The sequence below is a fragment of the Campylobacter sp. MG1 genome, from assembly GCF_026616895.1.
Taxonomy (GTDB): domain Bacteria; phylum Campylobacterota; class Campylobacteria; order Campylobacterales; family Campylobacteraceae; genus Campylobacter_E.
In genome coordinates this window covers 173,968-199,394 of the sequence record NZ_JANYME010000001.1, presented here as the reverse complement: position 1 = coordinate 199,394, position 25,427 = coordinate 173,968, and the positions used below count along the sequence as shown (strand labels likewise).

The 25,427-nt window shown below is 25.8% G+C and carries 21 protein-coding genes; 14 read left to right on the top strand and 7 right to left on the bottom strand.

Annotated elements, in window-relative coordinates; all coding sequences use genetic code 11:
* The 7 genes from NY022_RS00870 to aspS form a co-directional block, all read right to left on the bottom strand.
* Positions 1 to 1,578, bottom strand: a complete 1,578-nt coding sequence (locus NY022_RS00870) for a glycosyltransferase family 4 protein (protein ID WP_267523138.1) — start codon at positions 1,576 to 1,578, stop codon at positions 1 to 3.
* Positions 1,571 to 3,550 (bottom strand): glycosyltransferase family 29 protein, encoded by a 1,980-nt coding sequence (locus NY022_RS00865; RefSeq protein WP_267523137.1) that lies wholly within the window; start codon positions 3,548 to 3,550, stop codon positions 1,571 to 1,573. The genes NY022_RS00870 and NY022_RS00865 overlap by 8 nt, the downstream gene beginning before the upstream one ends.
* Positions 3,535 to 4,671, bottom strand: coding sequence for a UDP-galactopyranose mutase (glf, locus tag NY022_RS00860; RefSeq protein ID WP_267523136.1), 1,137 nt, complete (start codon positions 4,669 to 4,671; stop codon positions 3,535 to 3,537). The genes NY022_RS00865 and glf overlap by 16 nt, the downstream gene beginning before the upstream one ends.
* Positions 4,668 to 5,597 (bottom strand): glycosyltransferase family 2 protein, encoded by a 930-nt coding sequence (locus tag NY022_RS00855; protein WP_267523135.1) that lies wholly within the window; start codon positions 5,595 to 5,597, stop codon positions 4,668 to 4,670. The genes glf and NY022_RS00855 overlap by 4 nt, the downstream gene beginning before the upstream one ends.
* Entirely contained in the window at positions 5,598 to 7,229 is a 1,632-nt protein-coding gene (locus NY022_RS00850; protein WP_267523134.1) for a glycosyltransferase family 2 protein, read from the bottom strand. It abuts the gene before it with no gap.
* Between the two features lie 318 nt (positions 7,230 to 7,547).
* On the bottom strand, positions 7,548 to 9,476 hold the full coding sequence (locus NY022_RS00845; protein ID WP_267523133.1) for a capsular polysaccharide biosynthesis protein: 1,929 nt from the start codon (positions 9,474 to 9,476) through the stop codon (positions 7,548 to 7,550).
* 32 nt (positions 9,477 to 9,508) lie between these two features.
* Entirely contained in the window at positions 9,509 to 11,266 is a 1,758-nt protein-coding gene (aspS, locus tag NY022_RS00840) for an aspartate--tRNA ligase (RefSeq protein WP_267523132.1), read from the bottom strand.
* 86 nt (positions 11,267 to 11,352) lie between these two features.
* On the opposite strand from aspS, the gene NY022_RS00835 reads away from it, so the two are divergent.
* From NY022_RS00835 to NY022_RS00770, 14 genes are all read left to right on the top strand, one after another.
* Positions 11,353 to 12,189 (top strand): NAD(+)/NADH kinase, encoded by an 837-nt coding sequence (locus NY022_RS00835; protein ID WP_267523131.1) that lies wholly within the window; start codon positions 11,353 to 11,355, stop codon positions 12,187 to 12,189.
* Entirely contained in the window at positions 12,182 to 13,702 is a 1,521-nt protein-coding gene (locus NY022_RS00830; RefSeq protein WP_267523130.1) for an AAA family ATPase, read from the top strand. The genes NY022_RS00835 and NY022_RS00830 overlap by 8 nt, the downstream gene beginning before the upstream one ends.
* Positions 13,699 to 14,955 (top strand): diguanylate cyclase, encoded by a 1,257-nt coding sequence (locus tag NY022_RS00825; protein WP_267523129.1) that lies wholly within the window; start codon positions 13,699 to 13,701, stop codon positions 14,953 to 14,955. Before NY022_RS00830 ends, NY022_RS00825 begins: the two co-directional genes overlap by 4 nt.
* A complete protein-coding gene (locus tag NY022_RS00820) occupies positions 14,952 to 15,707 on the top strand; it encodes a TatD family hydrolase (RefSeq protein WP_267523128.1) in 756 nt (251 codons plus the stop codon). Before NY022_RS00825 ends, NY022_RS00820 begins: the two co-directional genes overlap by 4 nt.
* Complete coding sequence (locus NY022_RS00815) at positions 15,704 to 16,786, top strand: lytic transglycosylase domain-containing protein (RefSeq protein WP_267523127.1); 1,083 nt, start codon at positions 15,704 to 15,706, stop codon at positions 16,784 to 16,786. The genes NY022_RS00820 and NY022_RS00815 overlap by 4 nt, the downstream gene beginning before the upstream one ends.
* On the top strand, positions 16,783 to 17,505 hold the full coding sequence (locus NY022_RS00810) for a septal ring lytic transglycosylase RlpA family protein (protein WP_324287460.1): 723 nt from the start codon (positions 16,783 to 16,785) through the stop codon (positions 17,503 to 17,505). The genes NY022_RS00815 and NY022_RS00810 overlap by 4 nt, the downstream gene beginning before the upstream one ends.
* Positions 17,506 to 17,507: 2 nt before the next feature.
* Positions 17,508 to 17,984: a KdsC family phosphatase gene (locus NY022_RS00805; protein ID WP_214117989.1), complete on the top strand. Its 477-nt coding sequence runs from the start codon at positions 17,508 to 17,510 to the stop codon at positions 17,982 to 17,984.
* Complete coding sequence (locus NY022_RS00800; protein WP_267523126.1) at positions 17,978 to 18,475, top strand: hypothetical protein; 498 nt, start codon at positions 17,978 to 17,980, stop codon at positions 18,473 to 18,475. Before NY022_RS00805 ends, NY022_RS00800 begins: the two co-directional genes overlap by 7 nt.
* Positions 18,460 to 18,912, top strand: coding sequence for an LptA/OstA family protein (locus NY022_RS00795; RefSeq protein ID WP_267523125.1), 453 nt, complete (start codon positions 18,460 to 18,462; stop codon positions 18,910 to 18,912). Before NY022_RS00800 ends, NY022_RS00795 begins: the two co-directional genes overlap by 16 nt.
* Complete coding sequence (gene yihA / locus NY022_RS00790) at positions 18,909 to 19,487, top strand: ribosome biogenesis GTP-binding protein YihA/YsxC (protein ID WP_267523124.1); 579 nt, start codon at positions 18,909 to 18,911, stop codon at positions 19,485 to 19,487. The genes NY022_RS00795 and yihA overlap by 4 nt, the downstream gene beginning before the upstream one ends.
* Before the next feature lie 441 nt (positions 19,488 to 19,928).
* The gene (gene mrdA, locus NY022_RS00785) at positions 19,929 to 21,728 is read left to right on the top strand and encodes a penicillin-binding protein 2 (protein ID WP_267523123.1); all 1,800 of its coding nucleotides are present in this window, start codon (positions 19,929 to 19,931) and stop codon (positions 21,726 to 21,728) included.
* 220 nt (positions 21,729 to 21,948) lie between these two features.
* The gene (locus NY022_RS00780; protein ID WP_267523122.1) at positions 21,949 to 22,668 is read left to right on the top strand and encodes a fumarate reductase cytochrome b subunit; all 720 of its coding nucleotides are present in this window, start codon (positions 21,949 to 21,951) and stop codon (positions 22,666 to 22,668) included.
* A 15-nt stretch (positions 22,669 to 22,683) separates the two neighbouring features.
* Positions 22,684 to 24,672, top strand: coding sequence for a fumarate reductase flavoprotein subunit (locus tag NY022_RS00775; protein WP_267523121.1), 1,989 nt, complete (start codon positions 22,684 to 22,686; stop codon positions 24,670 to 24,672).
* Complete coding sequence (locus NY022_RS00770; protein WP_267523120.1) at positions 24,669 to 25,391, top strand: fumarate reductase iron-sulfur subunit; 723 nt, start codon at positions 24,669 to 24,671, stop codon at positions 25,389 to 25,391. The genes NY022_RS00775 and NY022_RS00770 overlap by 4 nt, the downstream gene beginning before the upstream one ends.
* The last annotated feature ends 36 nt before the right edge of the window (positions 25,392 to 25,427 follow it).

Genomic DNA, 25,427 nt, shown 5'->3' with positions numbered 1-25,427 from the left:
TTACCTAAATATTTTATTTATCAAATTAATAGCAAAGTCTTTAAAAAATCTTTTTGGATTATGCTTTAATTTTTTTAGTTTTTTATTATTTTTAATATTTATTAACATATCTCTAAAAAATAAATTTGGAGAATACACTAATTTTCTTATTTTTCTATTTTTTATTTTTTGATTTTCAACTGGTATAACATTATTAACTTTTTGTACTACAGAATCAATTATTGGAGTTTTTTGTTCTTTTTTGATAATTGGTATATTTTTTACTTCTTTTTCTAAAGGAAATAGATGTGTTTTATCTGCAAATGAATAATTATTGCTAGAAATTTTAAAATAATCATAAATTTCATCTATAGTATTACAATAGTTTCTTTGAAAATTTTCTAAATTAAGTTCTGTATCATATAATTTTCTATTTTCTTGTCCCATTTTATCTATGTTAATTTGATTTAAAGTTAAAAATTTTTCTATTGCATTTATAAAATCAAAAATATTTTCCTTTTCAAAATAAATTACTCCAGAAGTTTTATTTTCTAGAAATTTATATCCCCCAACTTTTGCACATATTATAGGTTTTGCTAAAGATAATATTTCAATCATACTTAAGTCAAATAAACTCCCTCTATTCGGGCATAAACAAGCATCTGCCATATTTATAAAGTCTCCAGGAGAATCTGTAAAAGGTATTTGTATCCAATTTTTATGATTCATTACTTTTTCTCTATTTTCACCAACTACAACAAAATATATATTATCTTCTTTTTTTAATATATGCTTAGCGGCTTCAATAAGTAGATCATATCCTCTAATTTTTATAAATCTACCTAAATATAAAAATACTTTTGCGTTATTTGGGATATTTAATTCTTTGCGTTTTATTTTTTTTGTAGTATTTGATTTCTTTTCTTTTGTTCCTGTAGTGGTAAAGAAAATTTTTTTATTTTTAATAATATCCTTAAATTCAGGCCAAGTTTCATAATATCCTTCTATGCTATATTCAGAAGGAAAAATCAGAGTATCAGCTAATCTAAAAGCCCAATAATCACGTTCTTTAAAGAAAAAACTTAGCATATCAATCATATTTTGGTTTAAAGTATTATTTTGATTTGATAACTCTAAATCTTCAACTTCGGGCTTAAAAGGATTATGGGTTGTTAAAATTTTAAGAACTTTTGAATCAACACCCATTTTAGCCAATGAGTTATATATTGGTAAAAAATTATATGCCCCATGTATATGTATTGAACTTATTTCATGTGTATTTATTTTAGAATATAATTCTAATGGCAGTATTTCCTTAAACCAATTTTTTCTTATTTTTATTAAATTATTGTTTATTTTTTCATTTTTATACTCTTGAGTATATTGAAACCTTAGGTCTATAATATCTCTTAAAAGTTCGTTATTTAATCTCTCTGTTGGTTTAATATTTGGATATATAAATGCACATTCTATACCATTATTTGTTTTAAAATTTTTATTATAACATCTAAAAGAATCTAGGAGTATTGAATTATACCCTATAGTGCCACCTTTATTTATATCGTACCCTTGATGAAAATGTATATAATGTCTAGGCATTTTTTTCCTTGATTTGTTTTTTAATTGAATTGAATATTTTCCATTCTTTTTTCCATTTGTGGAATTTTAAAATTTTACCACTGCTAATATCACCTTTAAAATAGTGTTTAATTCCTTGCTCTTGTTCTTCTAGTGAGAAGCCATATAAATTAATTTTTGAAATTTGATTTTTTCTTTCTAAAAAAAATAATATCATAATTAAACCTAAAGACATTATTTGCATATTGAAAATATTTAAATATTTTTGTGCACTATATCTAACTATTTTTAAACCAGAATCATTTAAATTAGTGATTAAATTTAATTTAGTGATAGTAGTAGTGTGTGTTAATGGTATAAATATATATTTAATATTATTTGTATTTTCTTTATAAAAAATACTTTCTAATGCAGGTGATATTGCCCATATATCAGTTTTGCTTCCTGTGTGTCTTTGCAAAGAATAATCTACAGGATAATTATTAAATCTAACAACTATATCATGATTATCTATTTCATTCCCTTTATTTTCATTCATAATAGTCGGACTATTACCTACAATGGCAATAGTCTTATTTCTTATAAATTGTTCAAATTCTATATTATTAATTTTAATGCTATTTATAACATTAAACATGTGATAATAATGTGGTATTTCATTAAGTTCTTTAAAATTTTCTAAACCTAAATAATAGTCTGAATTGTAAAAATATTTATTTTTTAAATAAAAATGCAAATTGTTAATTATATTGTATTTTCTCATATTAAACAATATAATATTCCTAATATTAGGATGGTAATTAATTAGATTTTTGATATTTGTATTTTTACAAATAATTTTTAAAAAATCTTTAACTTGTTTTTCTGTATTTAAATTGTTTAAAGCACTTATAAAGGTATTTATAAGTAAATTAGAATTTTGTTGAAAATTTTCTTCATTTATCAAATTTAATAAAAAATTTAATTTGGATAGATAAATACTTAAGCTTGTAGAGTTATTAATATTAATAAAATTTCTAATATTATTATCAATATTGATTTTATCTTCAATAATTTTGAATTTTAATATATTTGAATTATCAATAAGTAATTTATTTTTTAGTTGTTGAAATATGCTTTTAGATATTGTTATTTTATCATTATTATTAATTATGAAAATTATTAATTTTTCTATCTTATATTTTATCTGGGTATTATTACTTCTATTGTAGTTAACTATTAAATGTGTTAATAGGTATCCAAGTATGTTTTCTTTATATTTATCTTTATATTGAAGTTTTTTATATATACTTTTTACTATTATAATAATTCTTTCAAATTTTCCATTTATCCCTACTGATTGAGTTGGAATATCTCTATAATAATAATAACTTCCGCTTGGTAAAATCCCTATATTTTTAGCACATTGATAAATATCATACATAAATTCCACATCTTCATATGATTTTGCTTTAGTATTTAGTGTTATATTATTTTCAGTTATTAATTTTTTTGAATATATGCCAAAAGTAATACCTACATTACCTAGCGATAAAAATCTAGCTATTTGTTTATCTTGAAATATAAAATCTTCATCATTTACTCCTACATTTTCAAATCTATAAATTACTTGATCTTTAAATCCTTCATGTCTTTCTATATATGTGCCATACATTACTACATCTTTTTCTTCAACACTAGCCTCTAAATAAAGTAATTCATAATAATCATCACCAACTTCATCATCTGGTTCAAATATTGCTATATAATCTTTTGTAGCTTTTGTTATACCTAAATTGACAGTACTTCCATATCCACCGTTTGTTTTATTATAGACATAAATTTTATCGCTTATATTTTTAAAAGATAATAATTTTTCATATGTATTATCTGTAGAACCATCGTTAATACAAATAATCTCAATATCTTCTAGTGTTTGTTTTATTAAAGAATTAATACTTCTATCTAAATATTTTTCTACATTATAACAAGGCACAATTATGCTAACTGACATTTAAATTCTCTTTCTAAAAATAAAATTGCATTATTAAAAGTATTTTCCATATCGGTATAAATATACTTTCCAAGTCTTCCCTCTATATACAAATTATCGTATTTTTTAGATTTATCTAGATATTTTGCATATAAATTATTGTTGGTATTAGTATTAATGGGATAATATCTATCTAGCTTAGAGTTTAATTTAAAATCTGTAGAATATTCTTTAGAAATTATTGTATTTTCACCAAGATTTTTATGAGGGTAAAAATGTTTAGCTTCTGTAATTCTAGTATAATTATATTCTAACTCTGGGTAATTAATTACTGAAATTCCTTGAAAATCATTTATATCTAATTTTTCAACTTCAAAATACAAACTTCTGTATTCTAATTCTCCAAATTCATATTCAAATAATTCATCAATAGCTCCAGTATAAATAACTTTTCCTTTTACTATTAAATTTTTTATATCTTTTAATTTAATATTTTTATTTAACTCAATACTTATATTTTCATGCTTAAGTATTTTTTTAAACAACTCAGTATACCCATTATGAGGTATAAATGAGTATTTCTTTTTATAATAACTTGTTTGATAGTTAGTTCTGATTGGGATTCTACTAATTGTTTCGCTTGGTAATTGAATAGGGTATTTATTCCATTGTTTATATGTATAAGTTTTAAAAAATGCTTCATATAATTCCATACCTATTAAAGACAAACATTTTTCTTCCATATTATTGTAGCTATCTTTATAATATTTTTTAGATAAATCTTGTAAAAATTTTTTCACTTCATTTGGATTTAAGTTAGTATCAAAAAAATCATTAATTGTAGATAGGTTGATTGGCATAGAATACAATTTATTCTTATATTTAGTTTTTACTTCATGGTGGAAAAAGTCTAATTTATCAAAATCTGATAACCATTTTATAAAATCATAATTGTCTGAATGAATAATATGTGGTCCATACACATGATTTAGTATTTTAGTATTTGGGTAAATTTCATCATAACAATTACCTCCTATATGCTTTCTTTTTTCTAATATAATGCATTTATATCCATTCTTTGCTAAAATTCTACTACAGATAATATTAAAAAGTCCAGCTCCAATTAAGTATATTGTATTCATTTAAAATCCTTAATTTTATTTTTTATTAGATTAATATAGTATTTAAATAAATCAAAAGTATTTACATTTAAATAATAAAAATAATTAGGATAAACCATTTTATTATGTATTTTGAAAAATGATTTAACTATTTGATAATTTTTTGTTTTTTTATATATATTTAACATTTGTCTATAGGCATATACATAATTAAAATATACGTCAAATTTTTGATTAGTAACCCAAGCAAGTTGTTCTTGCCAATTTTTTTCTATTGCTTGTATATTTAATTTTTTACCTTTATAATTTATAGAATTGTCACCATGTATTATGTATTCATATTTACATTTATCAATTATTTTTGTAAGTGGATTTGTGTAAAATATAGATATTCTAAATTGCTCATCTTGATAAGAAGCACCTGAACCTGTACAAAATTTAATTTTATGTCGTTGTATAAAATCTCTTTTGTAAATACCATTTGTGATACTAGGATGACTATATAATATTTTTTTATAATTTCTAAAATAAAAGTTATTTTTAGGGTGATTATAATAATTAAAAAGTCTACTTTTTTGATTGTTTTGCACTTTGTAAATGCCGTTATATTTAATAATATCTAATTCACCATCAATATTATTTATTAATTCGCTGTAAAAGTCTTTTGGTATATAATCATCAGGTTCAAAAATAGCAATGTATTTTCCTTTAGATATACTTATCCCATAATTACAACTATCACCATACCCTGTATTTTTCTTACTATATATTTTAAACCTATTGTCATTTTTAATATTGTATTCAATTATTTTTAAGGAATTATCTGTTGAACCATCATTTATAAATATAAATTCAATATCTCTCGTAAGCTGTTGTTTTAAACATTTTATACATGTTTTTAGAAATTTTTGAGAATTATATGTTGGGATTATAACACTAAGCAGCATTTAATTAGTACCATAATGTGATTTTTTAAATTTATTAATTAAAAATGGGAATAAAAATAAAGCACCTACAAAAGTATATTTTTTAGTCAGATTAATGTAATACAAACCAATATTGTATGTAAAAGTATTTTTAATTTTTTCTATTTTATAAGCATTAGGATATTTACTAATCGGTAAATTATTATTTTTATTTATTTTTTTTATTTGTATATATGTAAGATATATGACTAATAATTTTATAGGCATTAACGCTAAATCAAAAATATTATTTGAATTTTTAATTAAAGTTTTTCCTACCATATAGGCTAAATGCGATTTGATTTTATTTCTTACTGTTCCATATTTTTTTATAAATAAAATTTCAGCATTTTTTTGTTGTATAGTTTTATTTAGTGAATTTATGTTGATGTTTAAATAATTATTTTCTTCTTGTAATACATTATTTTTTATAATTTCATTTTCATATTTTTTTTCTAAATTTGAATAATTTAACTTATTATTATTTATGATTTGTTCTTTATTATTTAATAACTTATTTATATTATTAAGTTTTATTTTAATATCATTAAAATCAAAACAATTATATCCTATCAATGGATCATTGTTGTGATTAAATAAATTAATCGCAATATTGTAGTATGAAGGCAGATATCTGTTTTTAAGTATATAATTATGTTTATTAAAATATTCTTTCAGTTTTTTGTAAGTTACACAATAACTATAGGTTTTATAATAATTGTATATTTCATTAATATCATTATCAAAATAATCTATTATTTTTAATAATTTTTTAGGTAATATATTTTGTAGTTTAGGTGTTTTAGAATGATTACATACGCTATTTATTCTAACTCTATAATTATATAATTTCTCATATAAAATCACAACACTATTAATCTTAGAGAATAGTACTAAACCAAAATAATGATCTTCATGTATAATTCCTTCTATAAAGCGTAGATTTGTATCTTTGAATAATTCTAGTTTTATCATCCCATGCCAACCAAACCAAAATAATATATTTTTTGTTTGAATTAATAACTCTACTATTTCATTTTTTGTTAAGGTAATTGTTTTATTGATATTATAAAATTGAAATATTGTTTGATAATTTATTTCTGGTTTAAATTCTGTATAATCTACATTATAATCATACCATACTAAATCATTATTATTGATATTTTTTATACATCTTTCTAATATATTTTTTTCCCAAAAATCATCAGAATCCAAAAATATTATGTAATTTATGTTTTCTGGATATTTATTAGTATTGACGGAAGAATATAATACCATAGGTTCATTTTTGTATGTAATATTTGTTTTACACATATTATTTTCTATTATAGTATTTTGATATAAAATTTTATTATTAAGATAATACTCTATACCAATATTTCTTGTGTGAGATACTCCTTTATTATCTTTATTGATCAATTTTATATTTGTATATTTTGATACATAGTATTTAGCAATTTCAAATGACTTATCATTGCTACCATCATTTATTAGTAATAATTCATAGTTACTAAAAGTTTGATTAATAACTGATTTTATACAGCATTCTAAGTAATATTCAACATTAAAAATAGGAATAACAATACCAATTTTATTATTTTCGTCAGTGTTCATATATTCTCTTTATAATAAAAATAATCAAATTAATCACTTTCAACTTTATCTTTTTTTAGTAAATTAATAATATACTATCTTAAGTTATGTAAAAATGTTTTATATAAAACCGAGTTATATATAATACAATCTATGTTATTAATATTTTTTTTGATATATTTTTTTCTGAATATAATTTAATATTATAATAGTAATTATATTGATAATTATATCAAATGTATATTATCATAAGTATTAGTTTTTTTATATTTTTTAATATTTATTTTATGTAGATTATGGTTGTTTAATAGAAATTTTACAATAAATATTGTTATATATCTATTTTGCGAATACTTTTTTACAAATAAGTTTTTTTATCGTTGTTTTGTAGTAAGTAAGTATGTTATGGTTTATGTTTAAATACCTAGGATATAAAACCATAACTCCGGCTATTAGTTCGTTAGTATTTAGTTGTCTTCCGCGGTGAGATAGGATTTCTGGAGTTATGTTTTTATCAATGGTTAGACCCCAGCCGGCATAAAATGGAGCTCCGTATGTTACTACTACCTTATCTCGGATGAGTGCATCATAGCCTGCTGTTGATGTGATAGTATGAACCTCATCACAGGCTTTTATACAACTATCAATGCTAATATTAGTTATAATTTCATCACAGTATTTAAGAATAATTTTCTCATCCTTAAGTCCTTTGCGATTACCGGCTACTACATCTGGGTGAACTTTGTAGATTATATAAGCTTTTAGATTTTCAGCTCTAACTTGCTTTATGAGTTTTAAAGTGTCATATCCTAAACCACCACATTTGATAGATGCATCATCTTCTACTTGTGCTGGAATTAGTATTGTTTTTTGCTCCCTTTTTGGTAGTTCTTTATGCTTTAAACAATTATATTTAGAAAATGAATTATCCAAGATTAGTTTTCTAATCTCTTTTGCTTCTTGTATTAACTCATCGCTAAAATTGGTATTTTTTAGGATATATTCTAATCTACTTGGGGTATTTGGGTCAAAATAAATCCCTATATCATCAACTACAAGCGAGTAGGGTGTGGCGTAATTAGAACCTAGCCCAATTGAGCGAATAAATCCATCTTCAACAATACTAACATTTTTAAAGTATTTTAAAAGTTCTGATTTTTCATAGGTTTTACCCCAAATGAATGCTTTATCTTTTTCGTTTAAATTGTATTTTTTTAGTTTTTTAAGCGATGAAATATAAATAATTTGATTATTGTCCGATTTAAAATAATGCTTAATATAAAATCTCTTATACCATAAAAACCCAAATAAAAATAATCTCCCTGAATTAGCCTTATAAATTTCTCTAAATTGCACTATGGTTTTCATAGTATCAAAAATATCTGAAATATCTTCAGAATATGGGTTGTAATATTTTGTATATAAGAAATACATTGCATAAAATATTTCTTCAATATTTCTTATTTTTATTCTACGCTCACATTTTTGTTTATCTTTTGTAATTCCCCATCCTGCATAAAAAGGCATTCCATAGCACACACATTCACACCCGCAAAGTAAAGCTTCAAACCCCATTGTTGAAGTTTTTGTATAAACTTTTTTAAAGTTTTTAAGTAAAATTATTGGATTATAACTATCGCTTATAATCTCACATTCTTGTGGAATTTCATTTATGTTTATATCACTTTGTTTTTTGCTATTTAGTGTATCTGGATGAATTTTTACATAAATTTTAGAATTAGGGTTTTCCTTGATTGCGTCTTTAATCATATCAAGTGAATTAATACTATTAGCCAAACCATATTTAAGTGATAGATCATTTGCACTCTGTAAAATCACTAAAACATTATCTTTATTCTCTAACTCAAATTCCTTGTAAGCATTATTATATTTGCTTATATTATTATCTACTAGATATTTGATAGCTTTTCTTGCTTTTTGTAATTCATCTTCGCTAAACTCGTAAGTATTTAAAATATTTTCTAATCTACTTGGAGTGGTTGCATCGTAATAAATCCCAATATCATCAAATACTAGTGAAAAGCTATTTTTATCATTAATGCCAAGCCCTAAAGAGCGAATAAGTCCATCTTCAAGTAAGCAAAATTTAGCATTATTTTTTTTAGCTAATTTCTTGGCTATTTTGCCACTTTCCTTTCTTCCCCAGCCATAATAAACACCATTGCAACTTGCATCACGCCAAGAAAGATTTAAAAAGTTTTTAACATTTTTACGAAGTTTATATTGTTTAAAATATCTAATTAACATAGGATAAAAACCCCTTTTTTTAGGGGTAAAAATTATTTTTTACTTTCTTTTAGTGCAATGTGTAATTCATTTAGCTGAGCATAAGCAACTTTACTTGGTGCGTCAGTCATTAGGCATTGAGCTCTTTGAGTTTTAGGGAATGCTATTACATCTCTAATTGAGCTAGATTTTGTAACTAGCATTAATAATCTATCAAGCCCTATTGCAAATCCACCATGACTAGGTGCTCCGTAGCTTAATGCATCTAGTAAAAAGCCAAATTTTTCTTTTTGTTCATCTTCGCTAATTTCAAGTAATTTAAATACTTTTTGTTGAATATCGCTTCTATGAATCCTTATACTTCCACCACCAAGCTCAACTCCGTTTAATACTATATCATAAGCAATAGAGCTTATTTCATCAATTGGTGCATCAATATTTTTTGGCATTGTGAATGGGTGGTGCATTGCTGAGTAGCTTCCATCATCATTTTGCTCAAACATAGGAAAATCAACAACCCATAAAAACTCAAATTTATTTTCATCAATAATCTTTAATTCATTCGCTAAGAATAATCTAAATCTTCCCATATAATCTAAAACGGTTTTTTTAGCACCAACGCCGAAGAATACTACATCTCCTACACTAAAATCAGCTTTTTCTTTTAAGAAATTTATAAGTTCAGCACCTTCATCATCAAAAAATTTAGTTAATGGTCCTTTTGGTCCATCTTCTTTCATTTGAATAAACGCTAGACCTTTAGCACCAAATTTTCTAACATATTCTTCAAATCCTTGCATTTGGCGTTTTGAAAAAATATTATCTCCATTTTTAACAACAATTGCTTTTACACGATTTTTCTTAGTATCTTTTGCAGGTTCGCTAAAAATAGCGTTATTTGACTTTGCAAAAATGTGTGCAACATCAATCATTGGCATATCAAATCTTAAATCAGGCTTATCACTTCCATAAAGTTCCATTGCTTCATTATAGGTCATTCTTTTTACTTTAAGAGGCATTGTAATGCCAACACTTGCAAATGTTTCTCTTAAGAAAGTTTCAGCATTTTGCATAACCATTTCTTGGTCGCAAAAACTCATCTCAACATCTATTTGAGTAAATTCAGGTTGTCTATCAGCTCTTAAATCTTCATCTCTAAAGCATTTTGCAATTTGAAAGTATTTATCAAACCCAGCAACCATTAAAAGTTGTTTGAATAATTGTGGGCTTTGTGGTAACGCATAAAATTCGCCTTCATGCACACGAGATGGAACTAAATAATCTCTTGCACCTTCAGGTGTAGCTTTTGTTAAAATCGGAGTTTCAACTTCCATAAATCCTAATTTTGTTAAAGCATTTCTAGCTGCTGTTGTAATGATTGAACGCTTTTTAAAATTATCTAATAATTTAGGATTTCTAAGACTTAAAAATCTATATTTTAGTCTTAATTCTTCATTAACATTTAAATCATTTATGTCAAAAGGTAGCGCTTTTGCACTATTAATTAGTTCAATTTCGCTACATACTATTTCAATTTCTCCAGTTTTTAGTCTTGGATTTACTAAACCTTCGCCTCTAGCTCTAATCTTACCTTTAGCACTTATTACATACTCATCTCTTAAGCTACTTGCTATTTCGTGAGCATTTTTGTTTATTTCAGGGTCACATACTAATTGAATAATACCTTCTTTATCTCTTAAATCTAAAAATACAACTCCACCATGGTCGCGGTAGCTATTTACAAATCCAGCTACAACTACTTCTTCATCAATGTTTTTAATGCTAAGCTCAGTGCTATAATGTGTTCTCAATTTCTTTCCTTAACATGAATTTTTATTAAATTAATTGATTTTTACTCAAAAATTGTAAATTTATAATAAAAATATGAGAAAAGATTATGAAAAAAATAGAAATTAAAAAAATTATAATATTTTGTAAATTGGGTTTAGAAGAAAGTAAAGAATTAAGAATAATAGAAAAGACATTAGAAAAACATAATATAGAATATAAAACATATGTTAATACTAGAGAAAATATTGTTTTTGATACTAAAAATGTAGACTTATTGATATCGTTAGGTGGTGATGGAAATTTAATTTCAGCTTGTAGGTATTTAGCTAAAACTGATATTCCAGTTTTAGGTGTTCATGCTGGAAATTTAGGTTTTTTAACAGAAATTAGGGCTAATGAATTTAAAAAAGAATTTGATGAATATAGTTTAACGAATTATAAAATTGAAAAGCCTTTTTTATTAAGCATTCAAATAAAATTAAAAGATGGTCAAATTTTACAAAAATATGCTTTTAATGATGCTGTCTTTAATAGAATAAATCATCTTATGTTAGCTGATATTAAAACAAGTTACAAAGGTAAGATTTTTAATACTTATAATGCCGATGGACTTATTGTCTCAACTCCAGCTGGTTCAACAGCTTATAATATGAGCGCTGGTGGTTCTATTGTATATCCACTTAGTCGTGTATTTATGCTAACTCCTATATGCTCTCATTCACTAACTCAAAGACCGATAGTACTTCCTAAAAGTTTTTTTATAGATGTTTTTGCTAAAAATTGTTCTCTTAGTATAGATGGACAAGAAGTTTTTATGCCTGATGAATTTAAAAGTGTCAAGATAGGTTTATCTAATGTAAGAGCAAATATAGTAAGAAAAAAAGATAGCTCATATTTTAGTGTGTTAAATGAGAAATTAAACTGGGGAGAATTAGATGATTGAAAGGCTTTATTTTAAAAATAATATAACTTTTAATGAAGTAAATTTAGATTTTAAAAATGGTTTAATTGTATTTAGTGGTAGTAGTGGAGCTGGAAAATCAGTAATTTTTAAGAGCATATTAGCAGCATTTGGTATCTTTGAAAGTACTGCTAGTTTATTAGAAGTTAGTATTAGCGATAAAATATTTGATGAAAGTATAGAAAATGCTGATCCGAATGTTTTTAGAGTAAAAAAAGACAAGGTTACTAGATATTTTATAAATAATCAAGCTGTATCAAGAAAATTATTAAATGAATTAAATTTATCAAATATAAGATATCTTTCAGCGAAAAATTATGATGATTTTGAACCTAATTATTTGCTTAATATGTTAGATGAAATAATCATTAAAAATGATGATAATTTCAAAGATATTTTAATTAATTTTAGGAATGATTATAAAGAATTTAATAAAATTAAAATTGAATATCAAAAATTGTGTGATGATGAGAAAAAAATAAATGATTTAAAGGAATTTTTATCATATGAAATAAAAAAAATTAAGGATATAAACCCAAAAATAGGTGAGTATGAGGAATTAATAGAACTTAAAACAAAGCTTTCTAAAAGAGATAAAATAGAAAATATTTTAACTAAGGTAGAAGGTATATTTTCGTATGAAAATAGTGTATTAGAACTTTTAAGGTTATCAAATATTAATAGCGATTTTTTTGTCAGTGCTATGAGTGAATTAAATGATATTGTAAATGAACTTAATAATTTTCATAACGAAACTAATATAGAAGAAATTTTAAATAGATTAGAAAAATTAAATCACTTAGTTAAAAAATATGGTAGCATAGAAGACTGTATTATTGCTTTAAATAATAAAGAGAAAGAATTAAAATTATATGAAAATATTGATTTTGAAAAATTAAATTTAGAAAATAAACAATTAGAAATAGATAATAAATTGAGAGAATATGCTATAAAAATTAGTAATACAAGAAAAATTTACATAAAAAAATTAGAAGAAAAAATTAATGGTTATCTAAATTTGTTATACTTAGATAACATCTTTATTAGTTTAAAAGAAGCACCATTATCAATAAATGGTATTGATTATTTTGATATTAGCCTTAATAAAGCTAGTTTTAAAGATATCAGTTCTGGTGAATTAAATAGACTAAGACTTGCATTTTTAGCAAGTTTTGCCGATTTTATTGATGTAACTAATGGGTATATATTTTTAGATGAGATAGATGCTAATTTAAGCGGTAAAGAGGCTGTAAGTATAGCGAATGTTATAAGTAAATTAAGTAACTATTATCAAATATTTGTCATTACTCATATGCCTTGGATTTGTGCTAGAGCAAATCAGCATTTTTTAGTAGTGAAAGAAGATAATATTAGTTTTGTGAAAGAATTAAAAGAGAGTGATAAAGTAAAAGAAATTGCAAGAATGATTAGCGATGAAAACATTAGTCAATCAGCATTAGATTTTGCTAAAACTTTACTAGAAGGGAATAAATGAAATTATTATTAGTAGATGATAATAAAATGCTAGCTAGAATGATAACTAAAAAAGTAAGTAGTGTGTTAAAATGTGATTTTGATATAGCTTATGATTTTGCTGAAGCTAAGGAATTTTTAGATAATAATCAATATTTTGCAGCATTACTTGATTTATGTTTGCCTGATGCTATGCATGGTCAAGTCGTTGATTATGCACTATCTAAGAAGATTCCAAGCATTATTTTAACAGGACTTGATGATGATGCTACTAGAAAAAGTTTTATGGATAAAGATATAGTTGATTATGTGTTAAAAGATGGAAATGAATGTGTTGATTATATAATAGACATTATTGAACGTTTACAAAGAAATGAAAATACAAAGATAATAGTAGCTGAGGATTCTTCATTGATGAGGAATGTTATTAAAAATATTTTAAAGTCATATAAATTTCAAGTTTTCCCAGCAGCCCATGGAGCTGAAGCTTTAGGATATTTAGAACAACACCCAGATGTAAAATTAATTTTGAGTGATAAGGAAATGCCTGTTATATCAGGCGAAGAGCTTATAAGAGAAGTTAGGTGTAAATATAACAAAAATCAATTAGGAATAATAGTTTTAACAGCACATGGTAGTGATGATGTTGGTGTTAGAATGCTAAAATCAGGAGCAAATGATTTTATTCAGAAGCCATTTTCAAGAGAAAATTTAATTTGTAGGGTCAATAGTAGTATTGATTTAATTTATTATTTAGAGCAGTTAAAAGAAAGTGCGGAAAAAGATTTTTTAACTAAACTAAATAACAGAAAGAGTTTTTTCGAAATAGCAAGTGCTTATTATTCACAAATTGATGAAAAAACAACTTTTGCAGTATTAATGGCTGACATAGATAAATTTAAGAGTATTAATGATACATTAGGGCATGCAGCAGGTGATAGTGTTATAATAAGATGCGCCCATACTTTATTAGAAAATGTAAAGGGCGGTGATACTGTAGCAAGATTTGGTGGCGAGGAATTTTGTGTTTTGGTTAAAAATATAACAAAAGAAAATGCTATTAAAATGGCTGTTAAAATTAGAAGTATGTTGAAAAATACTCCTGCTTTATATTGTGATAAACATATAAATTTTACAGCATCGCTAGGATTAGCTTTGGGAAATAAAAATATCCCGATTGAAGATATGATAAAAAGAGCTGATGAAGCATTATATGAGGCTAAAGAGAATGGTAGGGATAGGGTTGAAATTTATAATGGTGGAGAAATAGATTGATAATAGATACTCACACTCATTTAGATGATAGTAGATATGATGATATTTTAGATAATGTCTTATTAAATGCTAGTAATGATGGGGTTGATTTTCATATAATTCCAGGTGCTGATTTAAAAAGTTTACAGAAAGCTTGTGATATTTCAGAAAAGTATTCTAATATTTACTTTGCTGTTGGAGTACATCCTTATGATTTGGATTATTTTGATGTAGATTATATGAAAACATTTATAACTCATAAAAAGTGCGTAGCTATAGGCGAGTGTGGTCTTGATTATTTTCAAAAACCTAGCGATGGTGAAAAATTATTACAAGAAAAAATATTTAGGCAACAAATAGAATTATCAATAGAATATTCTTTACCTTTAATAATTCATATTAGAGATGCTAGTAGTAAATCTTTAGAAATTTTAAAAGAATATAAAGGAATTTATGGGGTTTTACATTGCTTTAATGCTAGTCCTATATTATTAGAATTAAGTGATAATTTTTATTATGGAATAGGTGGGGTTTTAACATTTAAAAATGCTAAGAATTTGGTTGATATTTTGCCACAGATAAGACAAGATAGATTACTTATTGAAACAGATGCACCATATCTTACCCCGCACCCATATAGAGGAACTTTGAACGAGCCAAAGTATTGTAGATTGGTAGCTATTAAGATGGCAGAAATTTTAAATAAAACTATAGAGGAGGTAGAATATATAACAACAAACAACGCAAAAAAATTATTTAAAGGATTAATTTGAAAAAAATTTTATTATTATGTTTTATAAATATTTTATTACTTGCTAATTTTACAAATGACAAGTATTACCAGCAAGAGAAGATTTTAAATAGCATTGATGTTGATGTTAAATATTTAAAAGATGAGTCATTCATGGGCATATTTAATGAAATGAGTGATAGAGAAACAGCTTATTTTACAAAAATTTTAAATGAAGCTAACACTAGAGTACAGGTTGTTAAAGCTATTTTAAAAAAAGAAGGTATTCCTGATGTGTTTTTGTATTTAGCAATGATTGAAAGTAATTTTAAAATAGATGTTAAATCAGGTGCAAAAGCTGTTGGTGTTTGGCAATTTATGGTTCCTACTGCAAAAAATTTCGGACTTAAAATTGATAAGTATGTTGATGAGCGTAAGGATGTTGTAGCTTCTAGTATAGCTGCTGCGAAATATATAAAAAATTTAAAAGATGATTTTGGCAAATGGTATTTAGCAATTTTTGCATATAATTGTGGTAGTGGTTGTGTTAAAAAAGCTATAAGCAATGCTGGTAGTGATGATTTAGCTGTTTTATTAGATGAAGAAAAAAAATATTTACCTGGTGAAACGAGAAGATTTTTTAAAAAGATTTTAAGCACTAGTTTGGTTGTTGAAAATGATATAGCTAAGTATGGTGATGTGTATTTATTAAATCAAATTATGGCACTTAATATTAGCAAAGTTGATGTTAAGGCTAACTCTAGTCTAGCTTCAGTAGCTAGTAGAGCTGGAATGAGTTTAGATGAATTTAAAGAATTAAATCCATTTTTTAAAGGTAATGTAACTCCACCATATTCTTATCATGTATATTTACCTATTGACAAAATTGCTTTATATAAGGATAATTCTAATCCTAAAATGTATGCTAAAAATGACATAAAAAATGTTAAAAGTTATAGAGTAAAAAAAGGTGATACATTGTATGTAATAGCAAAAAATAATGGCATAAGCACTAAAATTCTAAAATCTTATAATAATTTAAAAGATGATAGATTGGGTATAAATCAAACTTTATTGATACCTATTTTAGTAGTAGATGATAATAAGGAAGCTAAGAATTGAAAAAAGTTTTATTTTTTTTAGTATTTGTTTTTATTTTTATTGCTTGTAGTAGTAATTCTTATAATGTTGTTCCAAATTATGGTACTCCTAAATCTAGCACCCCAGCTACTATGAGACCGTATGTTATAAATGGAAAAACTTATTATCCAAGTGCGGTTAATGTGGGAGATAGTGAAACAGGGATAGCTAGTTGGTATGGACCAGGTTTTCATGGTAAGAAAACATCAAATGGGGAAGTTTTTGATACTAATGCTTTAACTGCTGCTCATAAAACTTTACCTATGAATACCATAGTAAAGGTTGATAATCTTGAAAATGGCAAAAGTATAGTAGTAAGAATTAATGATAGAGGTCCATTTGTACCTGGAAGAATTATTGATTTGTCAAACCGTGCTGCATATGCTATTGATATGACAAAAAAGGGTACGGCTAAAGTTAAGATAAGTGTTTTAGGTTTTAATGATAGTACTCAAGGTATGTATACTAAATCAGCTAATATTGGTGGAAATTTTATGATACAAATAGGTGCTTTTAAAAGTATGGAAAATGCTTATAATTTAGCTAAGAAATATGAAAGTTACAATGGATATACCAGTAAGGTTTTAAATTCCAGTGATGGATTTTATAGAGTATTTTTAAAAGGCTTTAGAAGTGAAGCAGAAGCTAGAGATTTTACTCAATTATCAAATTTTTTAGGTTCATTTATATTTAGGGAATAATTATGATTAAGTTGGTTATTTTAGATATTGATGGATGTTTAAGTGATGGTAAAATTATTTATTCTCCTAATGCTGATTTGATTAAAGAATTTAATGTAAAAGATGGAGCTGCTATTTTAAAAGCTAAAGAATTGGGTATAAAATTTGCAATTATTACAGGAAGAAGTTCTGAAGTTGTTTTAAATAGGGCAAGAGATTTAGGCATTGAATATGTATATTGTGGTATTAAAGATAAACTAAGTTGTGCTAAAACATTACTGAAAGATTTAAATATTACTTTTGATGAAGTTGCTGCAATAGGGGACTATTATAACGATTTAGACCTTTTAAAATCTGTTAAGCTACCTTTTATTCCTAAAGATGGGGCAAAAATTTTTGGAAGAATTTTAAATACAAAAGGTGGATATGGTTGTGTGCATGAAATGCTTGAAATTATTGTAAAAGAAAATAATCAATTAAAGCAGTGGATTAAGTGTTAATTAAAAGTTTTAACATAGTTTTATTGGCATTAGTTTCAATGCTTTTTTTTGTTGTTATACAAAAACCATATGAAATTAATTCAGTTGATTATAAAATAGATTTTAAAAGTTTGGAGGCTGATGATATTGTTGGTTATGAAATAGACAAAAAGCTTTTAAAAAAATCATATGCTAAACATTATTTTAGACAAGGGGAACAAGATAATTTACTTGAATTCACGCTCAGTGATTTAACAAAAAGTATAAGTTCTGATAAGGTAGTAAAAGATAATGAAAATATTGTTTTTGAAAATAATGTTAATTACAAAGATGATAAAATTACTTTGAAAACAAAAATTCTCAATTATTCAATTAAAGATAAAATTTTAAGTTCTAATACATTAAGCGATGTATTTTATAATTTTCATAGTTTAAAAGCCAAATCTTTTATTTATAATACTATTAATGGAGATTTAACATTAAAAGAGGTGAATTTGTGTATAGAAAAATAATTATATTAATGATATTTAGTATTTTTTTAAATGCTGAAAGAATAGAAATTGATGCAAAGTTGTTTGAAGGTAGTAAGACACAACAAAGTGGTGTTTTTAGTGGTGGTGTTAGTGTAAAACAGGGTGAAAGTTATTTGAAATGTTCTACTTTAAGAATAGATTTGGATTCTAAAAATAAAATAAAAAGCTATGTAGCAAATTTAGTAAATGATTTTTTGATTATTATGGGTAATAAAAAATTTACAGGTAGTGCTAATGAAATTAAGTATGATGTGGCTAAAGATACTTATGAATTAAGTGGAAAAGTTGTAATTAATGAAGATAAAAAGAATTTGATGGCTGATTATGTAATCATAAATCAAAGTAATGGTACATATAAAATTAAAAGCAACACAGATGATAAACCAGTAAAAATAATATTTGAGTTACCAAAATGAATATAGTAGATTCAAAATTTTTAATATCATGTGAGAGGTATAGTCAAACTTGCGAGTATGAATTTTGTGAAATTGTTTTTTTAGGTCGTTCAAATGTAGGTAAAAGCTCTTTAATAAATGCTTTAGCAAATCGTAATGGGTTAGCAAAATCATCTTCAACCCCAGGAAAAACTCAATTAATTAATTTTTTTGAAGTTACATTTGCTGATAAAAATAAATTGATTTTTGTGGATTTGCCAGGTTTTGGATATGCTAAGGTTTCTAAGGCTAAAAAATATGATTGGAATAAGAATTTAAGTGAATTTTTACAAAAAAGAAAACAAATTAAGTGTTTTATACATTTGATTGATTCAAGACATACGAATTTAGAAATTGATGAAAATTTATATAATTATTTAAATCAATTTATAACTGATGAGCAAGAATATATTAGAATTTTTACTAAGATTGACAAGTTAAACCAGAGTGAATTAGTAAAGTTAAAAGCTAAATTTAAATCAGGTATTTTTGTATCTAATGTAAATAAAAAAGGTATAGAACAATTATTAGAAAAATTACATGATTATGCAAAATAGTAGTGTAAGATTAATTTTTTTAATCTTTAATTTATATATATATCAGTTAGCTAGTTCATTGTATTCTTTATTACCGCCATTATTAGGTTTTTTCTTTATATTTTTAGTTATTAATTATAAAAAGTATGGTTTTGACAAAAATACTTTGCTTATAATATTTTATTTATGCTTAATAGAAATAACTCATGGATTTTTTTTATTTACGGTTATTCTATATTTTTTGATATTTTTCTATTATTTATATGATAAATTAATTTATAAGCTTAAAAATGTAGAAATTTTAATATTTATTTTTATAGCATTAACTTATATTTTTGTTTTATTAATAAATTTATTTTTTTCTTACATAATTAATTTTGAAAGTATTAAATTTGATTATATATTAATTTATTATATATGTATAGAAACATTGTTATCTATAGTGATTTTTAAAGGTTTAATGTGAGATTAAAAATAGTTATTACATTTATAGTATTATTTTTTGTCTTATTGATAAGTAGAGTATATTGGCTTAGTATTTATAGTAATGAATATTATCAAGAATTATCAGAAAAAAATTCAACAAAAATAGAATTGATAGCACCTATTAGAGGTATTATACTAGATAGAAACGATACACCTTTAGCTGTTAATAAATTAGGTTTTTCAGTATCTTTAAAACCTCATTTAAAAGAACATGAATTAAATTTAATAGGTGATAAAATTAAAAATTGTTTTACTGATATTAATATAGATAAAATTTATAAAACATATAAGAGAGAAGATGGATATTATAATCAAGATTTTATAGAAATTATTGATTTTATAGAGTATGATAATATTACTAAGTGTTATTTTGAGCTAAATTTAGATGAAAATATATCAATTAAACCAAGTGTAAAACGATTATATCCATTTAACAAAATAGCTAGTCATATAATAGGATATGTAGGACGAGCTAATTCAGAAGATATGTTAAATAATGAAGTTGTTCAAATTACAAAAAGAATAGGTAAAACTGGTATAGAAAAATATTATGATAATGTTTTACAAGGTGTATTAGGCAAAAAAGTATCAAGAGTAAATTCTATAAATAAGGAAATAGAAGAATTAGAATTTAATAAACCTATTATGAATAATGATATACAACTTAGTATAGATATTAATTTTCAAAAATATTTAGATGAACTTTTCAAAAATATCAGTGGTTCAGCTATTGTATTAAATATAAAAGACGGCTCAATTTTAGCTGCTGGTTCATATCCAGAATATGATTTGAACCCATTTGTAACTGGTATCACTCAAAATGAATGGAATATGATGATTCAAGATTTAGATCACCCATTTACAAATAAATTGATAAATGGCAGATATCCCCCTGGTTCGGTTGTTAAAATGGGTGTTGGATTAGCTTTTTTAAGTAGTGGAAAAATAGATACTAACACAAGTTTTACATGCACTGGTTCGTTTGATTTTGGTGGTAGGAAATTTAGATGTCACAATATTTACGGACATGGTTCAATGGATTTAAATAGCGCTATTAGAGCAAGTTGTGATGATTATTTTTACAAAGGAAGTTTAAAAGTAGGGATTGCTGATATTAGTGCTATGTTATATAAACTTGGTTTTGGTAGAAAAAGTGAAATTGATTTACCATTAGAAAGTGTCGGAATCCTTCCTAATAAAGATTGGAAAATGGCAAGATATAATCAACCATGGTATCAAGGAGAAACTTTAATTACAAGTATTGGTCAAGGTAATTTTTTAGCGACTCCTATGCAAGTAGCAGTATATACAGCGAAAATAGCAAGTGGATATGAAATTAAGCCACATTTTATAAATAAAATTAATAATAAAAAAATAGAATTTGAAAAAAAAGAAATTTTTACGCCTAGTGAAAAACAATATTTAAAATATATTCGTAACGCTATGTATGATGTAGCAAATAATTCAAGAGGGACAGGTTATAAACACTTACAAGAAGCTAAAATAATATTAGCAGCTAAAACAGGGACTGCACAAGTTGTTGAAATTTCACAAAGTGAAAAGAAAAGAATGAGAGAAGAAAATATGGAATATTATACTAGAAGTCATGCTTGGATGAATGCTTATGGACCATATGAAGATCCTACTTATGCAGTTGTTGTCTTAGTTGAACATGGTATGCATGGTGGTTCTACCTCAGGACCAATAGTAGCTAAAATTTTTAATAAGCTAATAGAATTAGGCTATATAGATGAAAAATATGTAAAAAATAAATAATAAATTATATAAGTTTTTATTGTTTTATATTATTTTAAAATAATAATTTATTGTTTTTATCATATTTATAAAAATATATAATTATTAATCAAAATATTTTTAGCATTTTGTAACTTTTAGTAATATAAAAATATTTTATATTGTTTTGTATAAAACAAATTTATATTTTTAAACTTTAAAAGTGTAAATTAATATAAAAATTTATTACAAAGGAGTAAAAGTGTCTAGTAAAATTGAAACTGCTAAGATTGAAAATTTTTTAGGCAAACGTGTTGATGGTACTAAGTCTAGACTTCCAGCAAGACTTGATTATTATCAAAGTGCTACAGGCTTAATTTTGGCTTTATTTATGTGGGGTCATATGGCATTGGTCTCAACAGCGCTTATTAGCGAAGAATTGTTTGATAGCCTAGCGTCTTTTTTTGAACTAGAATGGTTGCTTGGTAAAGGATATCCTATTATAGATTCTATGATTGTTTTTGTACTTTTTATTGTATTTTTTACCCATGCTATGCTTGCATTAAGAAAATTTCCAATATCTTATAGACAATGGCAAATTGCTAGAGAACATTCTAAATTGATAAATCATCAAGATACAAATTTATGGTTAGTTCAAATAGTTACTGGTTTTGTTATGTTTTTCTTAGGTTCTATACATTTAGGTATTATGTGTTTTATGCCTGAAACTATGAATGTAGAAGGTGCTCATAATCGTATAGTAGAACATAATATGTGGATTTTTTATGTTTTATTATTGGTTAGTGTTGAATTTCATGCTCTAATAGGTTTATATCGCCTATGTGTAAAATGGGGTTGGTTTGATGGTGTTAATGTAGCACAATCAAGAGAGAGAAGAAAAACTTTAAAGACTGCAATGTGGGTTTTAATAGTATTTTTCTTAACTTTAGGCTGTATTAATATTATACACCACTTTTTTTAATTTGAAAGGTTTGATATGAGAGTAGAATTTACAGATGCATTAATAATAGGTGGTGGTTTAGCAGGACTTAGAAGTGCTGTAGAAGTTGCAAAAAGTGGTCAAAAGGTTACTTTACTTAGTATTTGTCCAGTCAAACGTTCACATTCAGCGGCTGTTCAAGGTGGTATGCAAGCTAGCTTAGGAAATTCGATTAAAGGTGAGGGTGATAATGAGGATTTGCATTTTGCCGATACTGTAAAAGGAAGTGACTGGGGATGTGATCAAGAAGTTGCTCGTATGTTTGTTCAAACTGTTCCAAAAGCTGTTCGTGAATTAGCTAGTTGGGGTGTACCTTGGACTAGAATTGCTAAAGGCCCTAGAAATGTTGTAATAAACGCTCAAAGGGTTACAATAGAAGAAAAAGAAGAATCTCACGGACTTATAAATGCAAGAGATTTTGGTGGGACTAAAAAATGGAGAACTTGTTATATTGCTGATGCTACAGGACATTGTATGATTTTCGGTGTTGCAAATGAAGCTATAAAACATAATGTAAAAATCATAGATAGAATGGAAGCTTTAAGAATTATTCATAAAGATGGAATTTGTTTAGGAGTAATTGCAAGAAGCCTAATTGATGGGAGTTTAACAGCTTTTGTAGCAAAAGGCACTATGTTGGCAACAGGTGGATATGGTAGAGTTTATAAGCAAACCACAAATGCAGTAATTTGCGAAGGTACTGGTGCAGCTATGGCGCTTGAAACAGGTTTATGTTCTTTATCAAATATGGAAGCGGTTCAATTTCACCCAACTCCAATCGTTCCAAGTGGAATACTTTTAACTGAAGGTTGTCGTGGTGATGGTGGTGTTCTAAGAGATGTTGATGGATATCGTTTTATGCCTGATTATGAACCAGAGAAAAAAGAACTTGCTAGCCGTGATGTTGTAAGTCGTCGTATGATGGAACACATTAGAAAAGGTAAAGGTGTTAAAAGTATGTATGGAGACCATTTGTGGCTTGATATATCTATCTTAGGTCGTGCTCATGTAGAAAAGAATTTAAGAGATGTTCGTGATATTTGTATGACATTTAATGGAATTGACCCAGCTGATGAAGGTCCTAAAGGTTGGGCACCAGTTATTCCTATGCAACATTATTCAATGGGTGGAATTAGAACTAAACCAAATGGAGAAACTCCTAAAATGAAAGGTTTATTTGTTGCTGGTGAAGCGGCATGCTGGGATTTGCATGGTTTTAACAGACTTGGTGGAAATAGTTGTGCTGAAACAGTTGTTGCCGGTATGGTTGTAGGTGATTATTTTTCTAATTATTGTAAAGATTATACAAATGAAGTTGATATGGAAGTTGTAGAAAAATTTTATAATCAAGAAAGAGATTATATAAATGAAATAGTAAATCGTAAGGGCAACTGTAATGTGTATAAAATTAAAAATGAAATGAAAGATATTATGTGGGAGCATGTTTCTATTTTTAGAACTGGAGAAAATTTACAAAAAGCAGTGGATAGATTAGAAGAATTGTATAAAGAAAGTAAAAATATAACTATTGAAAATAAAGAAATTAATTGCTCTAATCCAGAATTAGAAGATGCTTATAGGGTTCCTAGAATGCTAAAAGTTGCGTTATGTATTGCAAGGGGTGCTTTAATGAGGACTGAAAGTCGTGGAGCACATTATAGAGAAGATTATCCAAAAAGAGATGATGCAAATTGGATGAAAAGAACTATGACTTACTGGGATGATGGTGCAACTTTACCTAGAGTTGAATATGAAGACCTTGATATTATGAAAATGGAAATGCCACCAGCGTTTCGTGGATATGGTGCTAAAGGAAATATCATAGAAAACCCATTAAGTGAAAAAAGACAAGCAGAAGTTGATAGTATAAGAGAAAAGATGGAAGCAGAAGGTAAAAATAGAGTTGAAATTCAAGAAGCATTAATGCCTTATGAATTACAACCGAGATTTAAAGCAGCTAATGAAAGAATAGGAGCTAACCAATGAGTAGAAAACTAACTATTAAAGTATTTAAATATAATCCATATAGTAAAATTAGCAAACCACATTTTGCTACCTATGAATTAGAAGAAGCTCCAGGTATGACAATTTTTATAGTATTAAATTATATTAGAGAAAATTATGATGCTGGTCTTAGTTTTGATTTTGTTTGTCGCGCTGGAATTTGTGGCTCATGTGCTATGGTTATAAATGGTAAGCCAAGGCTTGCATGCAAAACTCTTACTAAAGATTTTACAGATGGTGTGATAGAACTTATGCCATTACCTGCATTTAAACATATTAAAGATTTAAGTGTTAATACAGGTGAGTGGATGGAAGGTATGTGCAAAAGAGTTGAGAGTTGGATACATACTGATAAAGAAGTTGATATTTCTAAGATTGAAGAAAGAGTTGAACCGGCAGTCGCTGAAGAGACATTCGAGCTTGACCGCTGTATCGAATGTGGTATTTGTATAGCGTCATGTGCTACTAAGGTTATGAGGCCGAATTTTATAGGTGCAGCTGGAATGATGAGAGCTGCAAGATACGAGCAAGACCCACACGATAAAAGAACTTTAGATGATTTTTATGAATTAGTTGGCGATGATGATGGAATATTTGGTTGTATGAGCTTGTTAGCTTGTGAGGATAACTGTCCTAAACAATTACCACTACAAACTAAAATTGCCTTTTTGCGTAGAAAATTAGCTACAAATAAAGGTTAAATTTTTGCTACGTTTATCGTAGCAAAATTATTTTTT